The organism is Streptomyces spiroverticillatus (assembly GCA_014650415.1).
Taxonomy (GTDB): domain Bacteria; phylum Actinomycetota; class Actinomycetes; order Streptomycetales; family Streptomycetaceae; genus Streptomyces; species Streptomyces spiroverticillatus.
Window position 1 is genome coordinate 321,085 of sequence record BMUX01000004.1, and the last position, 21,585, is coordinate 342,669.

Consider the following 21,585-nt stretch of genomic DNA (forward strand, 5'->3'; position numbering starts at 1 on the left):
TTCGCGACTGCTCACCGTCCGCCGCTCATCCGTACGACGGGATGGTGGGATTGTTGAGCAATACCTTACTGCCCGAGGGATGCGCGGATGATGCAGGAGCGCTCGGGCCCAGAGGGCCACCTCACCCACCCGCCAACGCCACCAGCCTCACGAACACCACCTCCGTCCCCTCCCCCAGCTCCACCACTTCCTCCAGCTCCTCCACCTGCCGGTCCCCCACCAGCACGAAGAACCCGTTGGACAGGAAGGCCCGTTCGGCGACGGCGGCCTGGCGGTGCCAGTCGAGGCGGCGCGGTTCGGGCATCCGGTAGCCGTTCAGGTCCGCCTCCGCCGCCTCCGGGCGGACGAGGCCCCGGAAGTGGGAGCCGGGATCCGCGTGGTAGCGCGCGACCTCCTCCCGCACCCGGAGCCTGATCAGCTCCCGTACGGTCATCCGCTCGGGCAGTCCGTCCGCCCCGAAGGCCGCCGCGACGGGCCGGCCCGTCGCCGTCTCGTCCCGGAACGTCACCCCTGCCATCGGGCCCCCCTCTTGATCTGCGCCAGGATCGACTCGTCCGTGATCCGCGCGTCGTCCGCGAGCAGGAACGCCTTGCTCAGCACCACCGACAGCCGCTCGTCCTCGAACGGCAGGAAGACCTTCCCCGAGGGCCCGCCCTTCTTGGCCGGGACGATGCACAGGTAGGTGTCGTCCGGTGCCATCAGCACGTTCGCCGAACCCAGGTGGATGCGGTACGTCCCCAACTCCCCCCGCACCTCCAGGTACCGCCCCTCCAGCGCACACCTGTCGGCGATCTTCAGCCGGGGCAGCAGCCGCTCCAGCGCCTCCCGCCGCACCTCGGCGGTCGCCGTCAGCTCCCCGAACCCGGCCCTCTCCCAGTACGCGCGCCGGGGCCCCTCGTCGGCCCACTCCGGGTCGGCGGCCAGCGAGGTGACCCCGACGAAGAGGTCCACGTCCCGCATCACCTCGCTGAAGACCAGCGGGGGCACCTCGGCCAGCGGCGCGGTCCGCCACTCGCCGTCGTGCCGCCGCTCGAACCGCACCCGGTCGGTGGCGGCCACCAGGTGCTCGTCCGTCCAGTCCGCGAGGCCGTGGTCGAAGGAGGCCCGCCACTCCCCGCCCGCCGGCGTCCGTACGGCCGTGGACTCGCCGCCCATGTCCCACGCCCCGAGCCGGTCGCCGCTCCACGACCGGGCCCGGAAGAGGGCGGCCATCCGCTGGTAGTGCACCAGGTGGGCGGCGAACCGGTTCGAGTAGTCGCAGGTCTCCCGCTCGGCCGGGGTGAGCAGGTAGATCTCCCGGTACGCCTGCTTGAACGGCTGCCGCAACTGCCGCTCGGCGAGCAGGTCCCGCCAGGCCCGCACCTCGGCGGGCTCGGAACGTATCGGATGCCAGAGCCGTACGGCCGCGTCGTCCGCGACCTCGGGCAGCTCCCCGACCTCCGGCAGCACGGCCCGCCACGTGCCGGGAGCCGTCTCCACCTCCCAGATCAGGCGGCGCACCACACTCCCGGCAAGCGGATGCCCGAGCAACGCCTCCCGCCACCACCCGTACGCATGAACGACCTCCGCCGTGAGGCCCCCCTCCAGCGCCCGGGCGAGGGTGCCGAGCTGGACGTTCGCCCGCTGCACCAGCTCCCTCAACTCCTTCACCAACCCGGCGTGTTCACGACGCACCGGCGCCGGCAGCGACCGCAGCGGACGCCCCTCCCGCTCCCACCCCAGGACGACGCCCGCATCCTCCACCGTGACGACGGCCTCGTACTCGCCCGCCGCGCGCCGCAGCACACCCTCCGCGCCGAACCCCAGCCCCGGCATGCGCAGCGCCACCTCGGTCCGCTCGGCCAGAGCCGCTTCCGTCCGCTTCAGCATCTTGTCCAGCTGCTTGGGCACGCCCGCATGCCGCACCTTCGCCCGGGCCGTACGCACCGCGGTCACCAGCTCCGGCGTCGGGAAATCCGTCCCGGCCCGCACCAGCTCGTAGAGCAACGCCTGCGATGGCAGCGTCTTGACCCTCTCCCCCGGGGCGACCGCAATAGCGGGCAGCAACCGGTCCAACAGCCCCGGCAGCCACGACTCGTCCCGTACGAGCGCCACCCGGGCGGCCCTCCCGAGCACCCCGACCTCCCGCTCGGTGAACGCCTTGTCCGCGCGGTACGGCACACTCCCCGCCTGTATCGCCTCCGCGTGCCCGACCGCCTCCTCCAGCGCCCGCCGAACGAACGCCACGTACGCAGGTGTCCCCGCGAGCCGGTCCCACACCTCCTCGTCGGCCGCCGGCGACGTGTGCGAGTACGCCGTGTCCGTCTCCGCCACCCACGCCCGCTGGACCGGCTCCAGCTCGCCCAGCATCGCGACCTCCGCCGCCGCGATCGGCCCCTGGTCCCGGCAGTGCGCCTCGGCGACCGCCTCCCACTCATCCCGCCCGGCGAGCCCGGCCACGGTCAGCAACGCATACGGCTGGTCCCTCCGGCTCTCCTCCAGCAGGTACCCGACCAGCACCCGCGCCTCCCCGGAGACCTTCGGCCACTCCCCCGTGCAGCGCACCAACGCCCGCACGCCCAGCGTGAGATCCGCCCACTTCCGCGTCTCCAGCCCCCGGACCAGTCCCTCGAACAGCCGCCGGCAAGCATCCGGCGAAAACCTGGGCTGCCGCGTCCGGCACGCCTCCTCCACCGCGAACCGGGCCCGCATCCGCCGGTGCGGGGCATCCTTCACCAGCGTGTAGGCGGCAGCCGCCAACTCCCCCAACTCCGCGTCCGACACGTACGGCAGGTCCTCGTACCCGGCCGTCCCCTCGAACTCCGGATCCGTCAGCACCCGCATCAGCCGCACGGCCTCCTCCGAGACCAGCGCCGCCCCCAACCCCTCATCAGTCATGCCGCGATGATGACAGCCACCACTGACAACGCCGCCGCAAAGCGATCCCGCACAGACGGCACTGCGCCCCACCGGACTGATCCGGTGGGGCGCAGTGCCGTACAGATTTCCCGTGCTCAGCCCTCGTCCGGCGTCAGCCGCAGCGAGATGGAGTTGATGCAGTAGCGCTGGTCCGTCGGGGTCGGGTAGCCCTCGCCCTCGAAGACGTGGCCCAGGTGGGAGCCGCAGCGGGCGCAGCGGACCTCGGTGCGGGTCATGCCGTGGGAGGTGTCGGAGAGCAGTTCGACCGCGTCGGTGTCCTTCGGGTCGTAGAAGGACGGCCAGCCGCAGTGGGAGTCGAACTTGGTGTCGGAGCGGAAGAGCTCGGCGTTGCAGGCGCGGCAGGAGTAGACGCCGGTGGTCTTGGTGTCGGTGTACTCGCCGACGAAGGCCGGTTCGGTGCCTGCCTGACGGAGCACGGCGTATTCCGCGGGGGTCAGTTCCTCGCGCCACTGCTCGTCGGGCTTTTCGATGTCGTACGGCATGACCTGAAGTCCCCTTACTTGTCGGCGTCGGCCAGGCGGGCCAGGATCTTCGGGCCGAGGTCCGTCACGTCGCCCGCGCCCATGGTGAGAACCAGGTCGCCGGGGCGGGACATTCCCGCGATCACGTCGGGGACGGTGGAGGCGTCGGAGACGGCCGTCACGTCCGCGCCCGCGGCCTTCGCGGCGTCGATGATCAGGGCGCTGGTGATGCCCTCGATCGGGTCCTCGCGGGCCGGGTAGATGTCCAGGACGACCGAGGCGTCGGCGAGGGCGAGGGCCTCGCCCATCTCCTTGCCGAGTTCCTGGGTGCGGGAGAAGAGGTGGGGCTGGAAGACGACCAGGAGGCGGGAGTCGGAGGGGTCGGAAGCCGTGGCTCCGCGCATGGCTTCCAGGTCGGCGGTCATCTCGGTCGGGTGGTGCGCGTACGAGTCGATGACCTGCACGCCCTGCTCCTCGCCCTTGAGCTGGAGGCGGCGCTTGACACCCGTGTACTTGCCGAGGGCGGAGGCCAGGTTGTGCGCCGGGAGGCCGAGCGCCACGCCCGCGGCGAGGGCGGCGACCGCGTTGTGCGCGTAGTGGGCGCCGGGGACGGAGACCGTGAAGGTGAGGAACTTTCCGTTGAGGAGGACCGTGACCTCGCTGGTCAGGCCGCGCGGGGTGATCTTGTGGACGCGGACGTCGGCCTGGGCGGAGTCGCCGTACGTGACGATGTTCAGGAGGTCGTCGTTGCGCAGGCGCGTGGTCAGCTCGATCGCGCCGTCCTGGTCGGCGTTGATGACGAGGGTGCCGCCGGGGACGATCTTGCGGGCGAAGGTCTCGAAGGACTCGTAGATCTCGTCCATCGAGGCGTAGTTCGCGTGGTGGTCGAGTTCGACGTTGAGGACGATGGCGACCTGCGGGTCGTACTTCTGGAAGCTGCGGTCGCTCTCGTCCGCCTCGGCGACGAAGATGTCGCCCTCGCCGTGCAGGGCGTTCGTGCCGGGTCCGGCGAGGTCGCCGCCGATGGCGTACGAGGGGTCGAGGCCCATCTCGGTGAGGGCGACCGCGAGCATGGAGGTCGTGGTCGTCTTGCCGTGGGTGCCGGCGACGGCGATGGCCCGCAGGCCGTTCATCAGCGAGGCCAGGGCGTCGGAGCGGTGGACGACCGGGATGTCCAGTTCGGCGGCGCGCACCAGCTCCGGGTTGTCGGCGCGGATGGCGGACGACACCACCACGCTGGTGGCGTCGTCCGCCAGGTTGCCCGCCGCGTGCCCGATGTGCACGGTCGCGCCCAGCTCGCGCAGGGCCTCGGCGGTGCCGGACTCCTTGGCGTCGCTGCCCGCGACCTTCGCGCCGCGCTGGGCGAGGATCTTCGCGATGCCCGACATTCCGGCGCCGCCGATGCCGATGAAGTGCGGTCGGTCCAGGGCGGTGGGGATGCCGGGTGCCATGCGGTGCTCCGTACGTATCAGACTTGGGCGGAAGGAAGGCCCCAGCCTATTCGCTGTGCGAGAAGAGCTTGAGCACCGGGACGCCGACCTTGTGGCGTGCCCGCGAGGCCCAGTCGCGGTGGAAGAACTCCTCGACGTAGTGCGGGGCCGTCAGGACGATCACCTCGTCGGCGCCCGTCTCGTCGACGACGGACTTCAGCAGGTCCAGGGGGTGGTCCTCGACCACCCGGCCCACCGCCTCGCAGCCCGCCGCGCGCAGCGCCTTCAGGGAGACGTCGAGGCCCTTCTCGGCGACCGGCAGGGCGTCGGCGCCCTCGGGCTCGGCGCCCTCGTGGACCGCCTCGTCCAGTTCGCCCAGGGCCACGTCGTCAATGGCTCTCAGCAGTACGTCGGCCTGGTCTCCCCGCGGCTGCATCAGCACCACGAACGAGACCTGCTCGTCCCCGTGCAGGGTCGTGACGAACTCCACGTCGGCCGCAGTGAGGGGCTTCTCGATCATCAATACGCTCGTGAACATGTCGGGCGCCCTTTCTCCTTCTCTGGCCCTTGCGGACTCGGGCCCATGCGGACTCTGCCCTTGCGGAAACCATCCTTCCCCGTGCGGGCACGGGGACCGCTGGGGTTAAGTGTGCCCACGGAGATCTAAGCGGAACGACAAATTCCGCCGTTTGTCAGCCTGCGGCAAATGATCACATGCAGCACTATTTCCGACGGTACTGGGTGAACAGGAACCCGGCCTCCTCCAGAATCGACGCCAACTCGAAACGATCCGGAACATCCAGCCCCGGCCCGTCCGCGATCCGCTGGGCCCGGCCCGCCGTGAGCATCGGGGACAGCGTCAGGCACAGCTCGTCCAGCACGCCGTCGCTGACGAACTGGGCCAGCAGCCTCGGCCCGCCCTCGGTGAGCTGGCGCTTCAGGCCCCGGTCGGCCAGGGCCCGTACCGCCTTGTCCGTCTCCACCCGGGCACCGTCCCCGGCGATCAGCACCTCCGCCCCCGCCTCGCGGGCCGCGTGGATCCGGTCCACCGGGGCCGTCGCACCGGTCAGGACCAGGGTGGGGACGAGGGGTTCGGTGAAGAGGGGGAGGGAGAAGTCCAGGTCCAGGCTCGCGCTGACCACCGCGATGGCCGGAACAGGGCTCTGACCTGCGGATTTACGGTGTTCGGCGAAGGCTTCGCGGGCGCGGGCGGGGCGGTAGCCCTCCAGCCGTACCGTTTCCGCACCGACCACGATCACGTCGGCCAGCGCCCGCAGGGTGCCGAAGATCCGCATGTCGGTGTCGGAGGAGATCGGCTGGGAGCGGCCGTCGTGCTGGGCCGCGCCGTCCAGCGTGGAGACCATGTTGGCGCGCAGCCACACGTCCGCGTCCGAGGGGTACGCGTAAGCCTCGGCCAGTACGTCCAGGCTCCAGTCCCCGGCCCCTTCCGAGGCGGCGGCGGGTGTTTCGTCGGTCACAGGGAACAGGCGTCGCATGGGGGCAGTCTGGCACGGCACATAGAGTGGACGGTTGTGTCGTCCTCACAGCCGTCTCCGTCGAAATCCGCCGCTCAGGGCCCCAGCAGCCCCATAGCCGACGCGGCCCCCTTCTCCCTGTCCGCCCGCGAGCCGCACGTCCCGGCCGACCGGCTGGTGGCGGAGATGGTGCCGCCGCCGCGCTTCGACTCCGTACGGTTCGACACGTACATCCCCGACCCCCAGCAGCCGAGCCAGCCCGAGGCGGTCCGGGTGCTGAGCGCGTTCGCGGCGGGGCTCGGGCCCGCGCCGGAGGCCGGGAAGCGGCGCTGGTTCGCGAAGAAGGCTCCCGTGAAGGCTTCCGGGCCGCGCGGGGTGTACTTGGACGGCGGGTACGGCGTCGGCAAGACGCACCTGCTGGCCTCCCTGTGGCACGCGACGCCCGCAGAACCGCAGCTCAAGGCCTTCGGTACGTTCGTGGAGCTGACGAACCTGGTCGGCGCGCTCGGCTTCCGGCAGACGGTGGACACCCTCAGCGGGCACCGGCTGCTGTGCATCGACGAGTTCGAGCTGGACGACCCGGGCGACACCGTGCTGGTGTCCTCGCTGCTCAGCCGCCTGGTCGAGAACGGGGTCGCGCTCGCGGCCACCTCCAACACGCTGCCGGGCAAGCTGGGCGAGGGCCGGTTCGCCGCCGCGGACTTCCTGCGGGAGATCCAGGGCCTGTCCGCGCACTTCCGGCCGCTGCGCATCGACGGCGAGGACTACCGGCACCGGGGCCTGCCGGAGGCCCCGCCGCCGTACACCGACGAGCAGGTCACGAAGGCCGCGTACGCGACCGAGGGCGCGAGCCTGGACGCCTTCCCGGCGCTGCTGGATCACCTGGCGAAGGTGCATCCGAGCCGGTACGGGGCGCTGACCGACGATCTGAAGGCGGTCTGCCTGACCGGGGTGACCCCGGTGCCCGACCAGTCGACGGCGCTGCGGCTGGTGGTGCTCGCGGACCGGCTGTACGACCGCGAGGTGCCGGTGCTCGCGTCCGGGCTGCCCTTCGACAAGCTGTTCAGTGAAGAAATGCTGAACGGCGGCTACCGGAAGAAGTATTTCCGGGCGATCTCCCGGCTGACCGCCCTGGCGCGGGACGCGAAGGGTCTGGTGGCGCAGTAGGTTCGAGGGCGTCACTTTCCTTGACCTACGAAGACCTGTGAAGGGGTTCCTCATGGCCACCACCCGTAACGCGCACACCGTCTGGACCGGCAGCCTCATGGAGGGCGAGGGCACCGTCTCGCTCGACTCCTCCAAGGTCGGCAGCTACGCCGTGTCCTGGCCCTCGCGCGCCGAGGAGGCGAACGGCAAGACCAGCCCCGAGGAGCTGATCGCCGCCGCCCACTCCTCCTGCTTCTCGATGGCCCTCTCGCACGGCCTCTCCGGCGCCGGCCACGTCCCGACCCGCATCAACACCTCCGCCGCGGTGACCTTCCAGCCGGGCGAGGGCATCACCGGCATCCACCTCACGGTGGAGGGCGAGGTGCCGGGTCTGGACGAGGCCGGTTTCGTGAAGGCCGCCGAGGACGCGAAGGCCAACTGCCCGGTCAGCCAGGCGCTTTCGGGTACGACGATCACGCTGAGCGCCTCGCTCGTCTGACGTATCGGCGTACGTACGACTGAGGCTGTAGTGACCCGCATGGTTCACGTGTCACCGGTTGCGTGGTACACACGTGCGGGTCACATTCCTGTCCGCCAGCAGGGAGTTGCCTCATGTCATCGACCGAGAAGTCCCCGACGACACCTCCGCCGTCCGACGCCTCACGGCGTCAAGTCCTCGCCCGCACCGGCGCGTTGGGAGCCGGAATCGCCTTCACCGGCGCGCTCTCCGAAGTCTTCGCCGGTACGGCCCTGGCCGGACCGCGCGGCGGCGGGGGCCACCACCGCACGGGCTACGGGCCGCTGGTGCCCGACCCCAAGGGCCTGCTCGACCTCCCCAGGGGCTTCCGCTACAAGGTCCTCTCCCGCGAGGGCGACCCCCTGCGCTCCGGCGAGGGACTCGTACCGAGCAACCACGACGGCATGACCGCCCTCAGAGGCCGGCGCGGCCGCGTCCACCTGGTCCGCAACCACGAGAACCGGCAGTCCGCCAAGCACGGCGTGCCCACCGTGCAGGGCCTCACCTACGACCCGGCGGCCAAGGGCGGCTGCACCGCGCTCACCCTGGACGGACGCAACAACGTCCTGGAGGAGCGCGTCGGCATCGCCGGCACGGCCGTCAACTGTGCGGGCGGGCCGACCCCTTGGGGCACTTGGCTCACCTGCGAGGAGAACGAGGAGAAGGCCGGGTCGAACGGCTACACCAAGGACCACGGCTTCATCTTCGAGGTCGACCCCGCCGACCCGCACCGCACCGGCGCGGACCCGCTGACCGCGATGGGCCGCTTCCAGCACGAGGCGATCGCCGTCGACCCGAAGAGCGGGATCGTGTACGAGACGGAGGACGCCTTCGCGTTCCCGTTCGGCCTCTTCTACCGCTTCCTGCCCGACAAGCCCTGCGGCGGCGTGAATTCACTGCGGGCGGGCGGCACGCTGGAGGCCATGCGGGTACCCGGCGTGCCGGACCTGTCGGCCGTGCACGAGACCGGGCGGAGCTTCAGCGGCGTGGAATGGGTGCCGGTGCCGGACCCGCTCGCGAAGCAAACCCCCATCAGGCTCCAGGACTTCGGCAAGAAGGGCATCACGCACGCCCAGAAGCTGGAGGGCTGCTACTGGGGCGGCAGCGGTGAAGGCGCTGTCTACTTCGTCTCCAGCTTCGCCAAGTCGAAGGAGGGCTCGCTCCGGGACCACTTCGGCCAGGTCTGGAAGTACGAGCCGAACAGGCGCCGTCTCACCCTGGTGGTGGTCTTCGGCCCGGACACCGACCACCAGCTCCCGGGCGAGTACCCCGACAACATCTGCCTCGCGCCCAGCGGCGGCCTGATGGTGTGCGAGGACGGCGACGGCGCGCAGCACGTCTTCGGCCTGAGCCGCAAGGGGCAGGTGTATCCGATGGCCCGGGGCCGCCAGAACATCGGCACGCCCGAGGAGCCGGAGTGGGGCGAGTTCGCCGGGGTCACCTTCTCGCCGGACGAGACGACGATGTACGTCAACTGCTACACGCCCGGGACGACTTTCGCGGTGACGGGGCCCTGGGACGACTGACCCGAAGGGGCGGGCGGGAACCCCCGCTCGCCCCTACTCCTCCCCGATCCGGGCCACCTCCCGCCCCGCGTTCGGGTTCAGCGCGAGTCCACGCGATCCGGCCAGCTTCTGCCGCAGGTGCTCGCCGATGGTGACCGGGGCGTACTTCGGCTCCGGCGGGTCGGACGCGGCGACGCAGGCGGGGAGGGGTTCGACGAGGGTGTCGGCGTTGCCGTCGTGGAAGAAGGCGGCGGACCGGCGTCGTACCAGAGCGCCCGTGGCGTCGGTCGGCGGGAGCACGCGGTGCATCGTGGACAGCCAGCGCTCGTTGGTCCAACGGGCCAGCGCGTCACCGAGGTTGACGAGCAGTGCGCCCGGCAGGGGCTGCACGTCGTGCCAGCCGCCGTCGCTGCCGAGGATCTGGAGTCCGGGCACGGAGTCTGCCCACAGGACGGTGACGATGCCGTAGTCGGTGTGGGCACCCATGCCCATCTGCCGTGGATCCGCGACGACTTCACCCGCGGGCAGCCGGTAGTTGTTCATGCGCAGGACGTCGATGGAGCGGTCGGTGCGCTCCTCGAAGTACCCCTCGGGAAGGTCCAGCGCGAGCGCGAAGACGTCGGTCAGGACGTGCGACAGCTTGCGCGCCTCGGTGAACCAACTCTGCACGCGGGCACGGAAGTTGGGCACTTCGCTCTCGACAGGCCAGAGGTTGTCGGGGTGGTCGTCCGCCGAGAGCAGCGTCCGAACGGTCTCCGGGTGGTCGCCGACCTGCGAGCCGATGTTGAACGCCTCGAAGAGGTCCTCGGGCGAGGCGATGCCGAGGCTGTGGCTCAGGCGTTCGGCGCGCGGCGGCGAGTAGCCCCGGTTGACGGCGGGGTCGGCCGGGCGGACGGCCTTCTTGTCCGCCATGTCCTGGGCGAAGAAGTCGTCGATGGCCGAGGCGAGACCCAGGGCCGCGGCCTCGGGCACCCGGTGGCCGGTGACCTGCATGAAGCCCGTCTCCCGGCAGGCCCGGTCCACCGCGCGGGCGACCTCCGCGCGCTGGGCGGGGGTGCCGTCGTACCAGGCGGTGAGGTCGACGACGGGGACCTCCAGGGTTCCGTCGACGGCGTGTGCGGCGACCATGGGCACGCTCCGTATCTCCGAGGTTCGGGACGAGTGGATCTGAGCATGCCCCTCTGACCAGTGTCAACGTCGTACCGGAGGCACGCGGGTTGACGGTGTGTCAGCTTCCGGCCCGGCAACACGACCGTAACCGGGCCGTACCGCGCCGACAAAGACCGGCTGCGTCAATGCTCTCCATTCGCCCCGCCCGCGCACCCCTGGAGGGCCGCCGCCATGGCCGCACCGGAAGCACCCGACGTACAACCCGAAGCACCCGAAGCACCTGTCGCGCCGAAGCACCCCGTCGACCGCCGCCCGCCCCTCGCCCGCCTCGCCGCCTTCGGCTTCCAGCACGTCCTGATCATGTACACCGGCTGCATCACCGTCCCCCTGGTCTTCGGCGCCGCCGCCGGGCTCGACAGGTCCACCATCGGCCTGCTGATCAACGCGGACCTGCTGGTCGCGGGCCTGATCACGCTCGTCCAGAGCCTGGGCGTCGGCAAGGTGCTGGGCATCCGGCTGCCGATCGTCACCGGTGCGACCTTCGCGTCCGTCACCCCGATGATCCTCATCGCGGGCGAGTACGGGATGCCCGCCGTATACGGGTCGATGCTCGCGGCCGGGCTCTTCGGGCTGGTGGTCGCGGTGCCGTTCGCGCGGCTGGTGCGGTTCTTCCCGCCGCTGGTCAGCGGGGTGGTCATCACGGTCGTCGGGCTGTCGCTGATCGGGGTCGCCGGAGGGCTGATCACCGGCAACGACCCCAAGGCCCCGGACTACGCCTCACCGGCCCGGCTGGCGCTGGCCGCCGGGGTCCTGGTCGCGATCGTGCTCTTCGCGCGCTTCGCCCGGGGCTTCCTCGGGCAGGTCGGCATCCTGGCGGCGATCGTGCTGGGCACGCTGGCGGCGGTACCGCTGGGGCTGACCGACTTCTCGGGGGCCGCCGGGGCGGACTGGTTCGGCACGGCCGCGCCCTTCCACTTCGGGGCGCCGGAGTTCCCGGCCTCCGCCGTGATCTCGATGTGCGTGGTGATGCTGGTGATCTTCACGGAGTCCACGGCGACGATGATGGCGGTCGGCGAGGCCACCGGCCGCGAGGTCACCGACAAGGACCTGGCGCGGGGTCTGGCCGCCGACGGGCTCTCCGGCGTGCTGGGCGGCGCGATGAACTCCTTCATGGACACCGTCTTCACCCAGAACGTCGGCCTGCTCCGCCTCACCGGGGTCTCCAGCCGGTACGTCACCGCCGCGGCCGGCGGCATGCTGCTGGTCCTCGGACTGGTCCCGCGCCTGGGCGAGCTGGTGGCCGCGCTGCCGGGCCCGGTGGTGGGTGCGGCGGGCCTGATGCTGTTCGCGACGGTGACCATGGTCGGCATCAACACCCTGCGCCGCGTCGACCTCGACCGGGGCCACAACCTCACCATCGCGGCCGTCGCCCTCGGCGCGGGCCTCCTTCCGGAGCTGGCGGAGGGCGTCTACGACCGCTTCCCGTCCTGGGTGCAGATCATCCTGGGCAGCGGCATCACGAGCGCCGCTCTGGTCGCCTTCCTCCTCAACCTGCTCTTCCACCACACCGGCCGGATCCAGCACTCGCGTCCTGAGCCGATCCGGCGCACGATCGAGGCATCCGACCCGACGGAGCCCGATGGGGAGCCCGATGCCGAAGCACAAGAACCAGGAAAAGCAGGAAAAGCAGGACAGGAAACACCAGCAGGCGAAGAAGTCCGGGAACCCGCCCGCCTCCGCGACTGACGCCTTCCGCCTCCCCGTCGGCGCCCCCGTCTCCCTCGCCTCGTACGCAGCCGACGCCACCCCCGTCGGCCCCCGCGACAAGGCGCAGGGCGTCGCCGTCACCGCCCTCCTGGGCGATCCCCTCGCCGACCTGCAGGAACGCCTGTACGCGGCCAGCACCGCGGGCGACGGCCGCCGTCTCCTCCTGGTCCTGCAAGGCATGGACACCAGCGGCAAGGGCGGCACGGTCAAGCACGTGATCGGCCTGTTCAACCCGTCCGGCTGCCGCATCCGCGCCTTCAAGGCCCCCACCGAGGAGGAGCGGTCGCACTCCTTCCTCTGGCGGATCACCAAGGCACTCCCGGAGGCGGGCGAGATCGGCATCTTCGACCGCTCGCACTACGAGGACGTCCTGATCGGGCGGGTCCGCGAGCTGGCCCCGCCCGACGAGATCGAGCAGCGCTACGGCCAGATCGACAACTTCGAGCGCTCCTTGTCGGACAGCGGCGTCACGATCGTCAAGGTCTTCCTGCACATCAGTCACGAGCAGCAGAAGCGCCGCCTCCTGGAGCGGCTCGACAACCCCGAGAAGCACTGGAAGTTCAACCCCGGCGACATCGACGAGCGCGCCCTGTGGCCCGCCTACCAGGAGGCGTACGAGATCGCCCTCCAGCGGTGCGCGACGGATGCCGCCCCCTGGCACCTGGTCCCGGCCGACCGCAAGTGGTACCGGAACTGGGCCGTCAGCAGCCTCCTCCTGGAGCATCTGACGGCCCTGGACCCGCAGTACCCGCCCGCCGACTTCGACGTCGAGGAGTGCCGCAAGCGGCTGCTCAGCGAAGGGTGAGCAGCAGCTCGGGCCGGTCCCACCGCACGGCCGGCGGGTTCGCCCGCACCGTACCGACCGGCACCGCGCCCACACTCCGGTAGAAGCCCTCCGCCGGAGGGTGCGAGACGATCCGCACCTCGGTCAGCCCCGCCTCCCGGGCCCGCCCGGTGAGGTGGGTGATCAGCAGCCGCCCGATCCCCAGGCCCTGCGCGGCGTCCGCGACGAACATCAGGTCCAGCTCGGGCGGGTCCAGGACGAGCGCGTAGAAGCCGAGGACCCGCCCGTCCGCCGACTCGGCGACGTACACCTCGTGGTGCTCGATGTAGTCGGGGCCGACCCGGTACCCCTCGACCATCGACGCGTACGGGCCCTCGTAGGCGCGCGAGGTGCGGACGAGACGGGTGAGCTGCTTGGCGTCGTGGGCGGTGGCGCGCCGGACCCGGGCGGATCCATCCCGCGTAAGAAGCGAAGTCATTCCGAGAGTATTACCTGCCCGGGGCGCGCCGTGCCGCAGCCGTACGCGCGCGGCCTGATCGGCTACTTTCCGTGAGTGACCACTTTTGTACGAAGAATGCTCGCGGCGGCCGTCCTGGGCGCGGTCCTGACCGGCTGCGGCACCGGAAGCCCCGGACCGGGCTCCGGTGCCGGCTCCGGCGAAGGCAGCGGCACCGAGGCCCGCCGGTCGCCCTCCGCACCCGTACCGTCGACGTCGGCGACCGCGCCGCCCTCCCCGACCCCCGTCCCCACGGTCGCCGCCGGGCCCGGCGGGCTCACGCCCGTGTTCGAGCGGGCGAGGAAGAGCGCGGGCGGCGAGAAGGTCGTGGCGCTCACCTTCGACGCGGACATGACCGCCGACCAGGGCCCCCGGGCGGCACGCGGCGAGCACTTCGACAACCCGGAGCTCATCGCGTCGCTGCGGAAGTGGAAGGTGCCGTCGACCGTCTTCATGACGGGACGCTGGGCCGAGGAGTACCCGGACCAGGCGCGTTCCATCGGCACCGATCCGCTCTTCGAGATCGCCAACCACTCCTACAGCCACCACGCCTTCTCCTCCCCCTGCTACGGGCTGCCGACGGTCGAGCCGAAGGCGATGAAGGCGGACGTGGACCGGGCGTTCGCCGCCTTCGCGAAGGCGGGGGCGACCAATGTGGTGCCGTACTTCCGCTTCCCCGGCGGCTGCTACGACGACCGCGCACTGCGCAGCCTCGGCCCCGCGAAGGTGACGGCGGTGCAGTGGGACGTGGTCAGCGGCGACGCCTTCGCGACGAACGCGGACGCGGTGGCCGAGCAGGTGCTGGCCGGGGTGAAGCCGGGCTCGCTGGTGGTCATGCACTGCACGCGCAGCGCCGCCCCGACGACCGAGAAGGCCCTGCGCAGGGTGGTCCCGGAGCTACGGAAGCGGGGCTACCGCTTCGTGAAGGTCTCGGACCTGATCGCCCGCCGCTGACGGCTCACCCGGAGCAGGCCGTGCGCTGGGCCTCCTGCCACTCGCAGACCGGGCAGTGCACGATCCCCCGGACCGTCTCCGGGTACTCGGTCGGCTTCCCGCACAGCACGCAGTCGGCCATGGGGGTCGGGTCGGCGGGCTGCTCGGGTGCGTCCATGCCGAGGAGCCTACGCGGGTACGGGTACGGGTACGGGCACGGGCTCAGCGGGTAGGGGCACGGGCTCAGTGAGTACGGGCACGGGCTCAGCCCCTCCTGGAGCTGAGCCCGCACACCGCCGCCCCGACCGCCCCCGCCAGCAGCACCGCCACCGCGAACGGCACCAGCGGCAGCGGCACCGCGCCCGCGTGCGAGCCGCCGACCAGGGCGTTCACCGTGAGGCGGGCGGGGGACCCGGCCGTGACCAGGGCAAGCAGTGCGCCGGTGGCGGTCAGAGCGATGCTCCAGCCGGTGCCGTGCAGCACCGGGCGGCTGCCGAGCGCGCCCACGGCGGTGCCGAGCAGGGCGCAGGTGAGGACGGCCAGAAGGCCGGCCCCGGCGGCGCCGAGCGGGTTGATCCGTACCTGCCCCTCGGTGTCCGCCCACTTGCTGACCAGCACCACGAACGCGGTGGCCGCGACGCCCAGCGCCGCCGCGCAGCCGAACGCGGTGAGCAGCGCGGCGAGGTGCGCCCGGGCGGGCGAGGTGGCGGCGGCCGTGACGTGCCTGGCGGCGGGCGGCTCCCCGGTCACGCAGAGTCGGGTGAGCCAGGCGGCGACGGGGAGGAGGGCGGCCGCGCCGTACCCGAGGGAGTCGAGGACCGGCTGTCCGCCCTGCACGCCGACGGCGACGAAGGCCGCGTAGAGGACCACGGGGGCGAGCCAGCGCTGCGACCGTGCCAAGAGGGCGATCTGGTAGCGCACGAGGGCGGTCATGCCTGGTTCCGTTCTGCTGCCCGGGCGGGTTCCGCAGGGGCCGTGACCGGTGCCACTTCCCTTACGTGCCAAGGAGGTTGGGCCCCGAGCAGTGCGCGAAGCGCCGCGTCGGAGCGCGCGGCGGGGACCGTCAGCACGACGGCCCCGTCGGCGTCCGGTGCGCCCGGCAGCCCGGCGGGCAGGGCCGCACCCTGCGGGCCGACGGCGAGAATCCGTACCCGAGGACCCGATTCACCCTCCTGTGCAGGGGAGTTGACGGCTCGCAGCCCGAGCCCCGCCACCTCGTACGCCACGTCCACCGCCCCCGCCAGGCGGCGCGGGTCGTGGTCGACGTAGGCCACGGTCGCCCCGGCGGCGACCCGCTCGGCGACGGCCCGGTCCAGTTCGTCCCGGGCGGCCTCGTCAAGGCCGGTCCAGGCCTCGTCCAGGACCAGCAACTCCGGTTCCGCCATGAGGGCTTGGGCGACGGCGACCTTCTGGGCGGCGCCCTTGGAGAGTTCGGCGACGGGGGTACGGGCGTGGCCTGCCGCGCCGAAGCGCTCCAGCCGGGCGAGCGCCTCCTCGCGGGCCCGCGCCCGGCCCAGGCCGTGGATGCGGCCGAGGTGGACGAGGTAGCCGAGCGCGGTCAGCGGCAGCCCTCCGGGGAAGCGTTCGGGCACGTACGCGACCCGGCCCGGACGCCCCTCGACGCGGCCCTCGGTGGGGGCGTCGGTACCGGCCAGAACCTTCAACAGGGTTGATTTCCCTGTCCCGTTGGCCCCTTGGAAGCGGATCAGGGAGCCGGGCCCAAGCTCCAGATCGACGTCCCGCAGGACCCAGTCGCCGCGCAGCCCGTACCGTCGCCCCACCCGTTCCAGTCTCACCCGGGGATCTTCTCAGTTCGCGGTCGGCTTCGTCTGGGTCAGCTCGCTGGGCCGTACGATCACGAAGCCCTCGCCCTGGAGGACGAGCTGCACGGCCTCGCCGGAGCCGCCGCGGATCATCGAGCCGACGGACTGCGAGCGGTGCAGCGAGGTGTTGAGCTGGGCGCTCCAGCCGACCACCGCGTCGGTGTCGACGTACACCGGCATGTTCCCGGTGACGGGGATGACGATGGGGTTGCCGTCGCAGATCACGGCGAGCTTGCCGTATCCGGTGAAGAGGCTGTTGAAGAGGCCGCCGCCGGTCATTCCGGCACCCTTCACCATCTTGATCTCATAACTGAGGGTCGCGTCGAAACAGAGCACGTTGCGGCCGTTGACGGTGAGGGCGTCGCCCTGGTCGAGGTCGACGATGAAACAGTTCTGCGCCTCGTGCGCGAACCACGCCTCGCCCTGGCCGCGCACCGCCATCAGCGGCAGGCCCTCGCCGGTCACGGCGCGCTTGAGCATGCCGCCGATGCCCTGGCCCTTCCGCTCGAACTGGAGGTTTCCGCGGTAGGCGATCATCGAGCCCTGGCGGGCGTGCATCTCGCCGTTGACGGCGTACTTCACCGACTTCGCGTTCTGGAGGGTCATGCCGGGGACGGTCGCCGGCTGGGCCATGTTCTCGGAGGCAAAAATGTCGCTCTTCATGCGGGTCATCCTCGCCCGCCGGGTTTTGGTCCGACAAGGAGCCCGACATCACGCCCTGGCAAACTTGGCCCCATGAGCAGCAACGACACCCCGGACGCAGCGCCCGCGTCCGCCTCCTCCGCCGACGTGCAGTCCGTGTCCGCCGAGCGCGACGCGGCGCCGCAGTTCGTCCTCCCCCTCGTGGTCCACATCGAGAAGACGGACCCCCCGGCCCGCACGGACGCCCTGGAGACGGCGGCGCGGGCGGTTCTGACGATCCTGTCCGACGAGCGTGCCCTGGGCGAGGGCGAGTGGGCCGAGGTCGTGCGGGACTGGCAGGACGCGCGGATCCGCAAGGTGGTGCGGCGGGCGCGCGGCGCGGAGTGGCGCAAGGCGTCGGCGCTGCCGGGGATCACGGTCACGGGCAAGGCCGCGGAGGTCCGGGTCTTCCCGCCGGTCCCGCTCGACGGCTGGCCCAAGGAGCTGGCCAAGCTCCAGGTGTCGGGCACGGACCTGGACGACCCCGAGGAGCCGCACGCCCCGGACCCGGACGTTCCGGTCCTCTGGATGAGCCCGGACCTGGACATGTCGGCGGGCAAGGCGATGGCCCAGGCCGGTCACGGCGCGCAGCTCGCCTGGTGGGACCTCTCCGACGCGGACCGCACGGCGTGGCGGGACGCGGGCTTCCCGCTGTCCGTCCGTACGGCCACGCCCGAGCAGTGGCGGACCCTGACCGCGACCGGCCTGCCGGTGGTCCGGGACGCGGGCTTCACGGAGATCGCGCCGGGCTCGGAGACGGTGATCGCGGACCATCCGGCGCTGCGGGGCTGACCGCGGCCCCGCTACGGGGCGGGCCTGCGCCGTCGCCGACCCGGTCGCCGTCGGCACGCGCATCGACATCCGCGTCGCCGCCGTCCTGCGCGGCGGGGGCGGTCCGGGGCCGTGATGGCGCCGCCGGTGCCATGTCGCCCGTCAGCGCCGGGCCCACTGGGCGGCCAGGACCGTGCCCTCCTCGATCGCACGGCGGGGCAGGCTCAGGCCGAGTGAGGTCTCCAGGGCGTGGAAGTAGGTCTGGTACTCGTCGAGTTCGGGGTGGTCCAGCTCGGCGCGGCGGACGGCCCGGTTGAGGAAGTCGAGTTCGCCGTCCGGGCGGTAGGGGGTGCGGCCCCTGTTGTAGTGCAGCAGCTCGATGAGGCCCATGTCGTCGCCGACCACGCGGTCGTCGCGCGCGTAGGTGAAGCTGTAGACGGCCTTCGCCGACGTCGCGCACAGGTCCACCGTCTCCGTGACGGCCAGGGGCTCGCCTTCCGGTACGTCGTACGGCCTCTCGTGGTGCAGCACGAACACCCACTCGCCGACCCGCCCGTAGCAGCAGGAGCCCCACTCCTGGTCGAAGCCCCAGGAGTCGTCCTTCGCGCGCAGCTCCGCCAGGGTGGTCCCGGCGGCGACCTGGCCGGGGTCGGCGCCGAGGCTCACGACCAGTTGCTCCGCGCTGAAGTCGTCGCCCCGGAAGAAGGACAGGTGCGTGTAGGGGTCCTGCTCGCGCCAGCTTCCGACTATCCAGGCGAAGCCCTCCAGGGGGTCCTTCCCGCACGGCCCGGGCGGCTGTGCGTCGTCCGTGCCGCCGCCCCGGAACCTGCGGCCCCAGGCGGGGTCGATACGGTCGAGCAGCTCGGCCTGCGCGGAGACCGGGGCGGCCGCGTCCGGGTCGACGAGCCCGCGGACGGCCTCCTCCGCCGCGAAGTAGAGCACCTCGTCGAGGTCGTCGGTGGCGAAGGCCTCGCTGTACGGGCCGTCCTGGCCGCACACGGTGCCGTCGTCGCCCACTACCAGGAGCAGGCCCTCCATCGCGCCCTCGTGGGCCCGGTAGTACCCGGGGTCCGTCGTGGTCCTCGGCAGCATCGACGTGTCGAGCAGCTCGCAGCGGTCGGCCAGCTCCCGCCACGCCCGGCGGAGTACGTCCTCGGTGATCAACATGGCCGTGATTATGTGCGGCGGCACTGACAACGCCCCCGGTACCGCCTTCCCCTGAACGTGTCGCGTGCCTCACACGTACCCATGAATGACCGCAAGTGGCTGAAGGATCAAGGTACTTGGCGGTTGATTCGTTCGCGTACCGCAGCACCACGAACCACGCGCATCCGGGAGACCTGCCCATGCCCCCCGCCCTGTTCAGCCTGTTGCGCCGGATCAACGGCACCGCGCTCATCGTCACCGCCCTGGTCGCCACGCTCGCCGCCCTGGCCTTCCCGGTCTGGTCGTACGCGGACCGCTCCGGCACCGGGCAGGCCAACCTCGCGGCGTCGTCCGTGCCCACCAAGTGGGGGCCGCTGTCGGCCGCCGACCGGGACCTGCTGGTCAAGGTGCGCCTCGCCGGGCTGTGGGAGCTGCCCGCCGGGCAGCAGGCCATCGAGCGTGCGCCGAGCCAGTCCATCAAGGCCGCCGGGGACCACCTCGTCGTCGGGCACACCGATCTGGACGCCCGCGCCCGGTCCGTCGCCGCCCAGCTCGGCGTCGAGCTGCCGAACCAGCCCACGCCCGAACAGCAGGGCTGGCTGCGGGAGTTGACGGCGGCCTCCGGGACGACGTACGAACGCCTCTTCGCGAACCTGCTGCGACGCGCCCACGGGAAGGTCTTCGCGGTGATCGCCCAGGTCCGCAACTCCACCCGCAACGCCCTCATTCGGCAGCTCGCGGACGCCGCCAACCAGACCGTCCTCGACCACATCACCATGCTGGAGGCCACCGGCCTGGTCGACTTCGACGCCATCGCCAACGAGGCCGCGGGCAACGCCACCGCCTCCCCCACCGGCCCTCCCCCGCCGGTGCCCGGCGCCCCCGTCCCGGCGCCCGAGCCGGTCCGCCCGTCGGGCACCCAGACCTTCACCTCGCTGCCCTCCGCGCCGACGGTCGGCGACATCGGGAGCCCGGCCGCCCAGCCGTGACGCCCGGCGCGCCGGAACCTCAAATCAACCTCTGAACGTCCCCCTTACGGGATTCAGCGCCCCGTGACGGGGCCATGACCCCTGCACAGCACGCACCGAGGGGGACGGACATGGCACACGAGGACCAGGGAGCACGGCTCGGCGTCGGCATCGGCTGGCGGCCCGAGATCGCCGACACCGTCGAGGCGCTGCCCGGCATCGACTGGGTGGAGGTGGTGGCGGAGAACATCTGCCCCGGCCACCTCCCCGCCTCCCTCCTGCGCCTGCGCGAACGCGGCACGAAGGTGATCCCGCACGGCGTCTCGCTGGGCATCGGGGGCGCGGACCGCCCCGACCCGGACCGGCTGGCGTCGCTGGCGGCCCGCGCCGAGGCGCTGGGTGCGCCGCTGGTCACCGAGCACATCGCGTTCGTACGGGCAGGCGGATCGCTGACCGCGTCCCGCACCCTGGAGGCCGGTCACCTGCTGCCCGTGCCGCGCACGTGGGACGCGCTGCGGGTGCTGTGCGAGAACGTCCGCATCGCCCAGGACCAGCTCCCGGTGCCGCTGGCGCTGGAGAACATCGCGGCGCTGATCGCCTGGCCGGGCGAGGAGCTGACGGAGGGCCAGTTCCTGGCGGAGCTGGTGGAGCGTACGGGCGTACGCCTCCTGATCGACGTCGCCAACCTGCACACCAACCGCGTCAACCGGGGCGAGGACCCGGCGCGGGCGCTGGACGAGCTGCCGGTCGAGTCGATCGCGTACGTCCATGTCGCGGGCGGCGTCGAGAAGGACGGCGTGTGGCACGACACGCACGCCCACCCGGTGACGGAACCCGTCCTGGAAGTCCTCGCCGAGCTGCGCTCCCGCGTGTCGCCCCCCGGTGTCCTGCTGGAACGCGACGAGGACTTCCCCGGCGCGGAGGAACTCGCGGCCGAACTGGACCTGATCCGGGGCGTCCTGGACACGCCGCAGCTCCGGGATGTCCTGGACACGCCGCAGCTGGTGGGCGCGGGAGCAGCGCCCGCAGCTCGCGCCGCCGGTTCCGGCGCGGGAACCCCGGCCGCAAGTCCCTGCGGAGGAGCCCTGCCGTCGGCCACCGGGGCAACCCCGCTCGAACCGACCAGTGGCCGTCCCGGCCTCACGGGCGCGGCGGGCACCACGGGCACAGCCGGCGTCACGGGCACGGCCGACGACACGGGCACAGCCGGCGTCACAGGCACGGCCGACGTCACGGACCCGGTCCACTCCTCCCGCAGCAGCCTCGCCCTCGCGCAGGCCTCGCTGCTCGAAGCGCTCGTCGCCGGGGGGCCCGTTCCCGAGGGGTTCGACGGGCCGCGCATCCGGGTGCAGGCGCGGGCGCTCCTCGCCAAGCGGGCCAGGATCGTCGCCAAGGTGGCGCCCGAGCTGCCGCGCATCCTGGGCAGCGGCTTCCGGCCCGCGTTCGTCGCGTACGCCCGGCCCCGCCCGCTGCGCGACGGCTACCGGCGCGACGCCCTGGACTTCGCCGAGCACGCCCTCGTCCACGCACCCCTCACGCCCGCCCAGCTCCGCGAGCTCACGCACTGGTGGCAGGACCGCACCGACGCCCGGCCGCCGTCCCTCACCTCCCGGCTCGTCCGCGCGGCCGCCGCCCTGGTCGGGAGGTGAGGGA

The 21,585-nt window shown here is 72.0% G+C and carries 22 protein-coding genes; 9 read left to right on the plus strand and 13 right to left on the minus strand.

The features are described from left to right. Positions 1-121: 121 nt before the first annotated feature. The 6 genes from IE269_RS12925 to IE269_RS12950 all read right to left on the minus strand — a co-directional run bounded on the left by IE269_RS12925 (position 122) and on the right by IE269_RS12950 (position 6,306). Complete coding sequence (locus tag IE269_RS12925) at positions 122-517, minus strand: hypothetical protein (protein WP_189823017.1); 396 nt, start codon at positions 515-517, stop codon at positions 122-124. Next, positions 505-2,877 carry a DUF4132 domain-containing protein gene (locus IE269_RS12930; protein WP_189823018.1) on the minus strand — a complete coding sequence of 791 codons (2,373 nt, stop codon included), beginning with the start codon at positions 2,875-2,877 and terminating at the stop codon, positions 505-507. Before IE269_RS12930 ends, IE269_RS12925 begins: the two co-directional genes overlap by 13 nt. A 116-nt stretch (positions 2,878-2,993) precedes the next feature. Beyond that, positions 2,994-3,401 carry a peptide-methionine (R)-S-oxide reductase MsrB gene (gene msrB / locus IE269_RS12935; protein ID WP_189823019.1) on the minus strand — a complete coding sequence of 136 codons (408 nt, stop codon included), beginning with the start codon at positions 3,399-3,401 and terminating at the stop codon, positions 2,994-2,996. Positions 3,402-3,415: 14 nt separating this feature from the next. Beyond that, positions 3,416-4,831 carry a UDP-N-acetylmuramate--L-alanine ligase gene (gene murC / locus IE269_RS12940; protein ID WP_189823020.1) on the minus strand — a complete coding sequence of 472 codons (1,416 nt, stop codon included), beginning with the start codon at positions 4,829-4,831 and terminating at the stop codon, positions 3,416-3,418. 46 nt (positions 4,832-4,877) lie between these two features. Then, positions 4,878-5,348 (minus strand): indole-3-glycerol phosphate synthase, encoded by a 471-nt coding sequence (locus tag IE269_RS12945; protein WP_189823021.1) that lies wholly within the window; start codon positions 5,346-5,348, stop codon positions 4,878-4,880. 184 nt (positions 5,349-5,532) lie between these two features. Continuing rightward, positions 5,533-6,306 (minus strand): pyrimidine reductase family protein, encoded by a 774-nt coding sequence (locus IE269_RS12950; RefSeq protein ID WP_189823022.1) that lies wholly within the window; start codon positions 6,304-6,306, stop codon positions 5,533-5,535. A gap of 36 nt (positions 6,307-6,342) precedes the next feature. Here IE269_RS12950 and zapE point away from each other — a divergent pair, with 36 nt between their 5' ends. From zapE to IE269_RS12965, 3 genes are all read left to right on the plus strand, one after another. Beyond that, the gene (zapE, locus tag IE269_RS12955) at positions 6,343-7,452 is read left to right on the plus strand and encodes a cell division protein ZapE (protein WP_189823023.1); all 1,110 of its coding nucleotides are present in this window, start codon (positions 6,343-6,345) and stop codon (positions 7,450-7,452) included. A 52-nt stretch (positions 7,453-7,504) separates the two neighbouring features. Further along, positions 7,505-7,930, plus strand: a complete 426-nt coding sequence (locus IE269_RS12960) for an OsmC family protein (protein ID WP_189823024.1) — start codon at positions 7,505-7,507, stop codon at positions 7,928-7,930. 113 nt (positions 7,931-8,043) lie between these two features. Next, positions 8,044-9,474, plus strand: coding sequence for an alkaline phosphatase PhoX (locus IE269_RS12965; protein ID WP_189823025.1), 1,431 nt, complete (start codon positions 8,044-8,046; stop codon positions 9,472-9,474). Between the two features lie 33 nt (positions 9,475-9,507). Here IE269_RS12965 and IE269_RS12970 read toward each other — a convergent pair whose 3' ends face one another. After that, a complete protein-coding gene (locus IE269_RS12970) occupies positions 9,508-10,581 on the minus strand; it encodes an isopenicillin N synthase family dioxygenase (RefSeq protein ID WP_189823026.1) in 1,074 nt (357 codons plus the stop codon). A gap of 213 nt (positions 10,582-10,794) precedes the next feature. On the opposite strand from IE269_RS12970, the gene IE269_RS12975 reads away from it, so the two are divergent. Next, complete coding sequence (locus IE269_RS12975; protein ID WP_189823027.1) at positions 10,795-12,309, plus strand: nucleobase:cation symporter-2 family protein; 1,515 nt, start codon at positions 10,795-10,797, stop codon at positions 12,307-12,309. Continuing rightward, positions 12,215-13,135 carry a polyphosphate kinase 2 family protein gene (locus IE269_RS12980; RefSeq protein ID WP_189823028.1) on the plus strand — a complete coding sequence of 307 codons (921 nt, stop codon included), beginning with the start codon at positions 12,215-12,217 and terminating at the stop codon, positions 13,133-13,135. Before IE269_RS12975 ends, IE269_RS12980 begins: the two co-directional genes overlap by 95 nt. Here IE269_RS12980 and IE269_RS12985 read toward each other — a convergent pair. Continuing rightward, a complete protein-coding gene (locus IE269_RS12985) occupies positions 13,122-13,592 on the minus strand; it encodes a GNAT family N-acetyltransferase (protein ID WP_189823029.1) in 471 nt (156 codons plus the stop codon). The two genes, IE269_RS12980 and IE269_RS12985, sit on opposite strands and share 14 nt — an antisense overlap. A 96-nt stretch (positions 13,593-13,688) precedes the next feature. Between IE269_RS12985 and IE269_RS12990 the strand changes: the two genes are divergently transcribed. Then, positions 13,689-14,564, plus strand: coding sequence for a polysaccharide deacetylase family protein (locus IE269_RS12990; RefSeq protein WP_189823319.1), 876 nt, complete (start codon positions 13,689-13,691; stop codon positions 14,562-14,564). A 4-nt stretch (positions 14,565-14,568) separates the two neighbouring features. Here IE269_RS12990 and IE269_RS12995 read toward each other — a convergent pair whose 3' ends face one another. The 4 genes from IE269_RS12995 to IE269_RS13010 all read right to left on the minus strand — a co-directional run bounded on the left by IE269_RS12995 (position 14,569) and on the right by IE269_RS13010 (position 17,029). Then, complete coding sequence (locus IE269_RS12995; RefSeq protein WP_189823030.1) at positions 14,569-14,721, minus strand: hypothetical protein; 153 nt, start codon at positions 14,719-14,721, stop codon at positions 14,569-14,571. An 86-nt stretch (positions 14,722-14,807) separates the two neighbouring features. Further along, positions 14,808-15,476: an ABC transporter gene (locus IE269_RS13000; protein ID WP_189823031.1), complete on the minus strand. Its 669-nt coding sequence runs from the start codon at positions 15,474-15,476 to the stop codon at positions 14,808-14,810. After that, positions 15,473-16,339, minus strand: coding sequence for an ABC transporter ATP-binding protein (locus IE269_RS13005; protein WP_189823032.1), 867 nt, complete (start codon positions 16,337-16,339; stop codon positions 15,473-15,475). Before IE269_RS13005 ends, IE269_RS13000 begins: the two co-directional genes overlap by 4 nt. Before the next feature lie 12 nt (positions 16,340-16,351). After that, complete coding sequence (locus IE269_RS13010) at positions 16,352-17,029, minus strand: AIM24 family protein (protein WP_189823033.1); 678 nt, start codon at positions 17,027-17,029, stop codon at positions 16,352-16,354. A gap of 72 nt (positions 17,030-17,101) precedes the next feature. Between IE269_RS13010 and IE269_RS13015 the strand changes: the two genes are divergently transcribed. Next, positions 17,102-17,839 carry a peptidyl-tRNA hydrolase gene (locus IE269_RS13015; RefSeq protein WP_189823034.1) on the plus strand — a complete coding sequence of 246 codons (738 nt, stop codon included), beginning with the start codon at positions 17,102-17,104 and terminating at the stop codon, positions 17,837-17,839. A gap of 141 nt (positions 17,840-17,980) precedes the next feature. Here IE269_RS13015 and IE269_RS13020 read toward each other — a convergent pair whose 3' ends face one another. Beyond that, positions 17,981-18,985 (minus strand): hypothetical protein, encoded by a 1,005-nt coding sequence (locus IE269_RS13020; protein WP_189823035.1) that lies wholly within the window; start codon positions 18,983-18,985, stop codon positions 17,981-17,983. A gap of 203 nt (positions 18,986-19,188) precedes the next feature. On the opposite strand from IE269_RS13020, the gene IE269_RS13025 reads away from it, so the two are divergent. Together IE269_RS13025 and IE269_RS13030 are read left to right on the plus strand one after the other, a co-directional pair. After that, complete coding sequence (locus IE269_RS13025; RefSeq protein ID WP_189823320.1) at positions 19,189-19,953, plus strand: DUF4142 domain-containing protein; 765 nt, start codon at positions 19,189-19,191, stop codon at positions 19,951-19,953. A gap of 110 nt (positions 19,954-20,063) precedes the next feature. Then, positions 20,064-21,581 carry an MbnB/TglH/ChrH family RiPP precursor modification enzyme gene (locus tag IE269_RS13030; RefSeq protein ID WP_189823036.1) on the plus strand — a complete coding sequence of 506 codons (1,518 nt, stop codon included), beginning with the start codon at positions 20,064-20,066 and terminating at the stop codon, positions 21,579-21,581. Positions 21,582-21,585 lie beyond the last annotated feature (4 nt).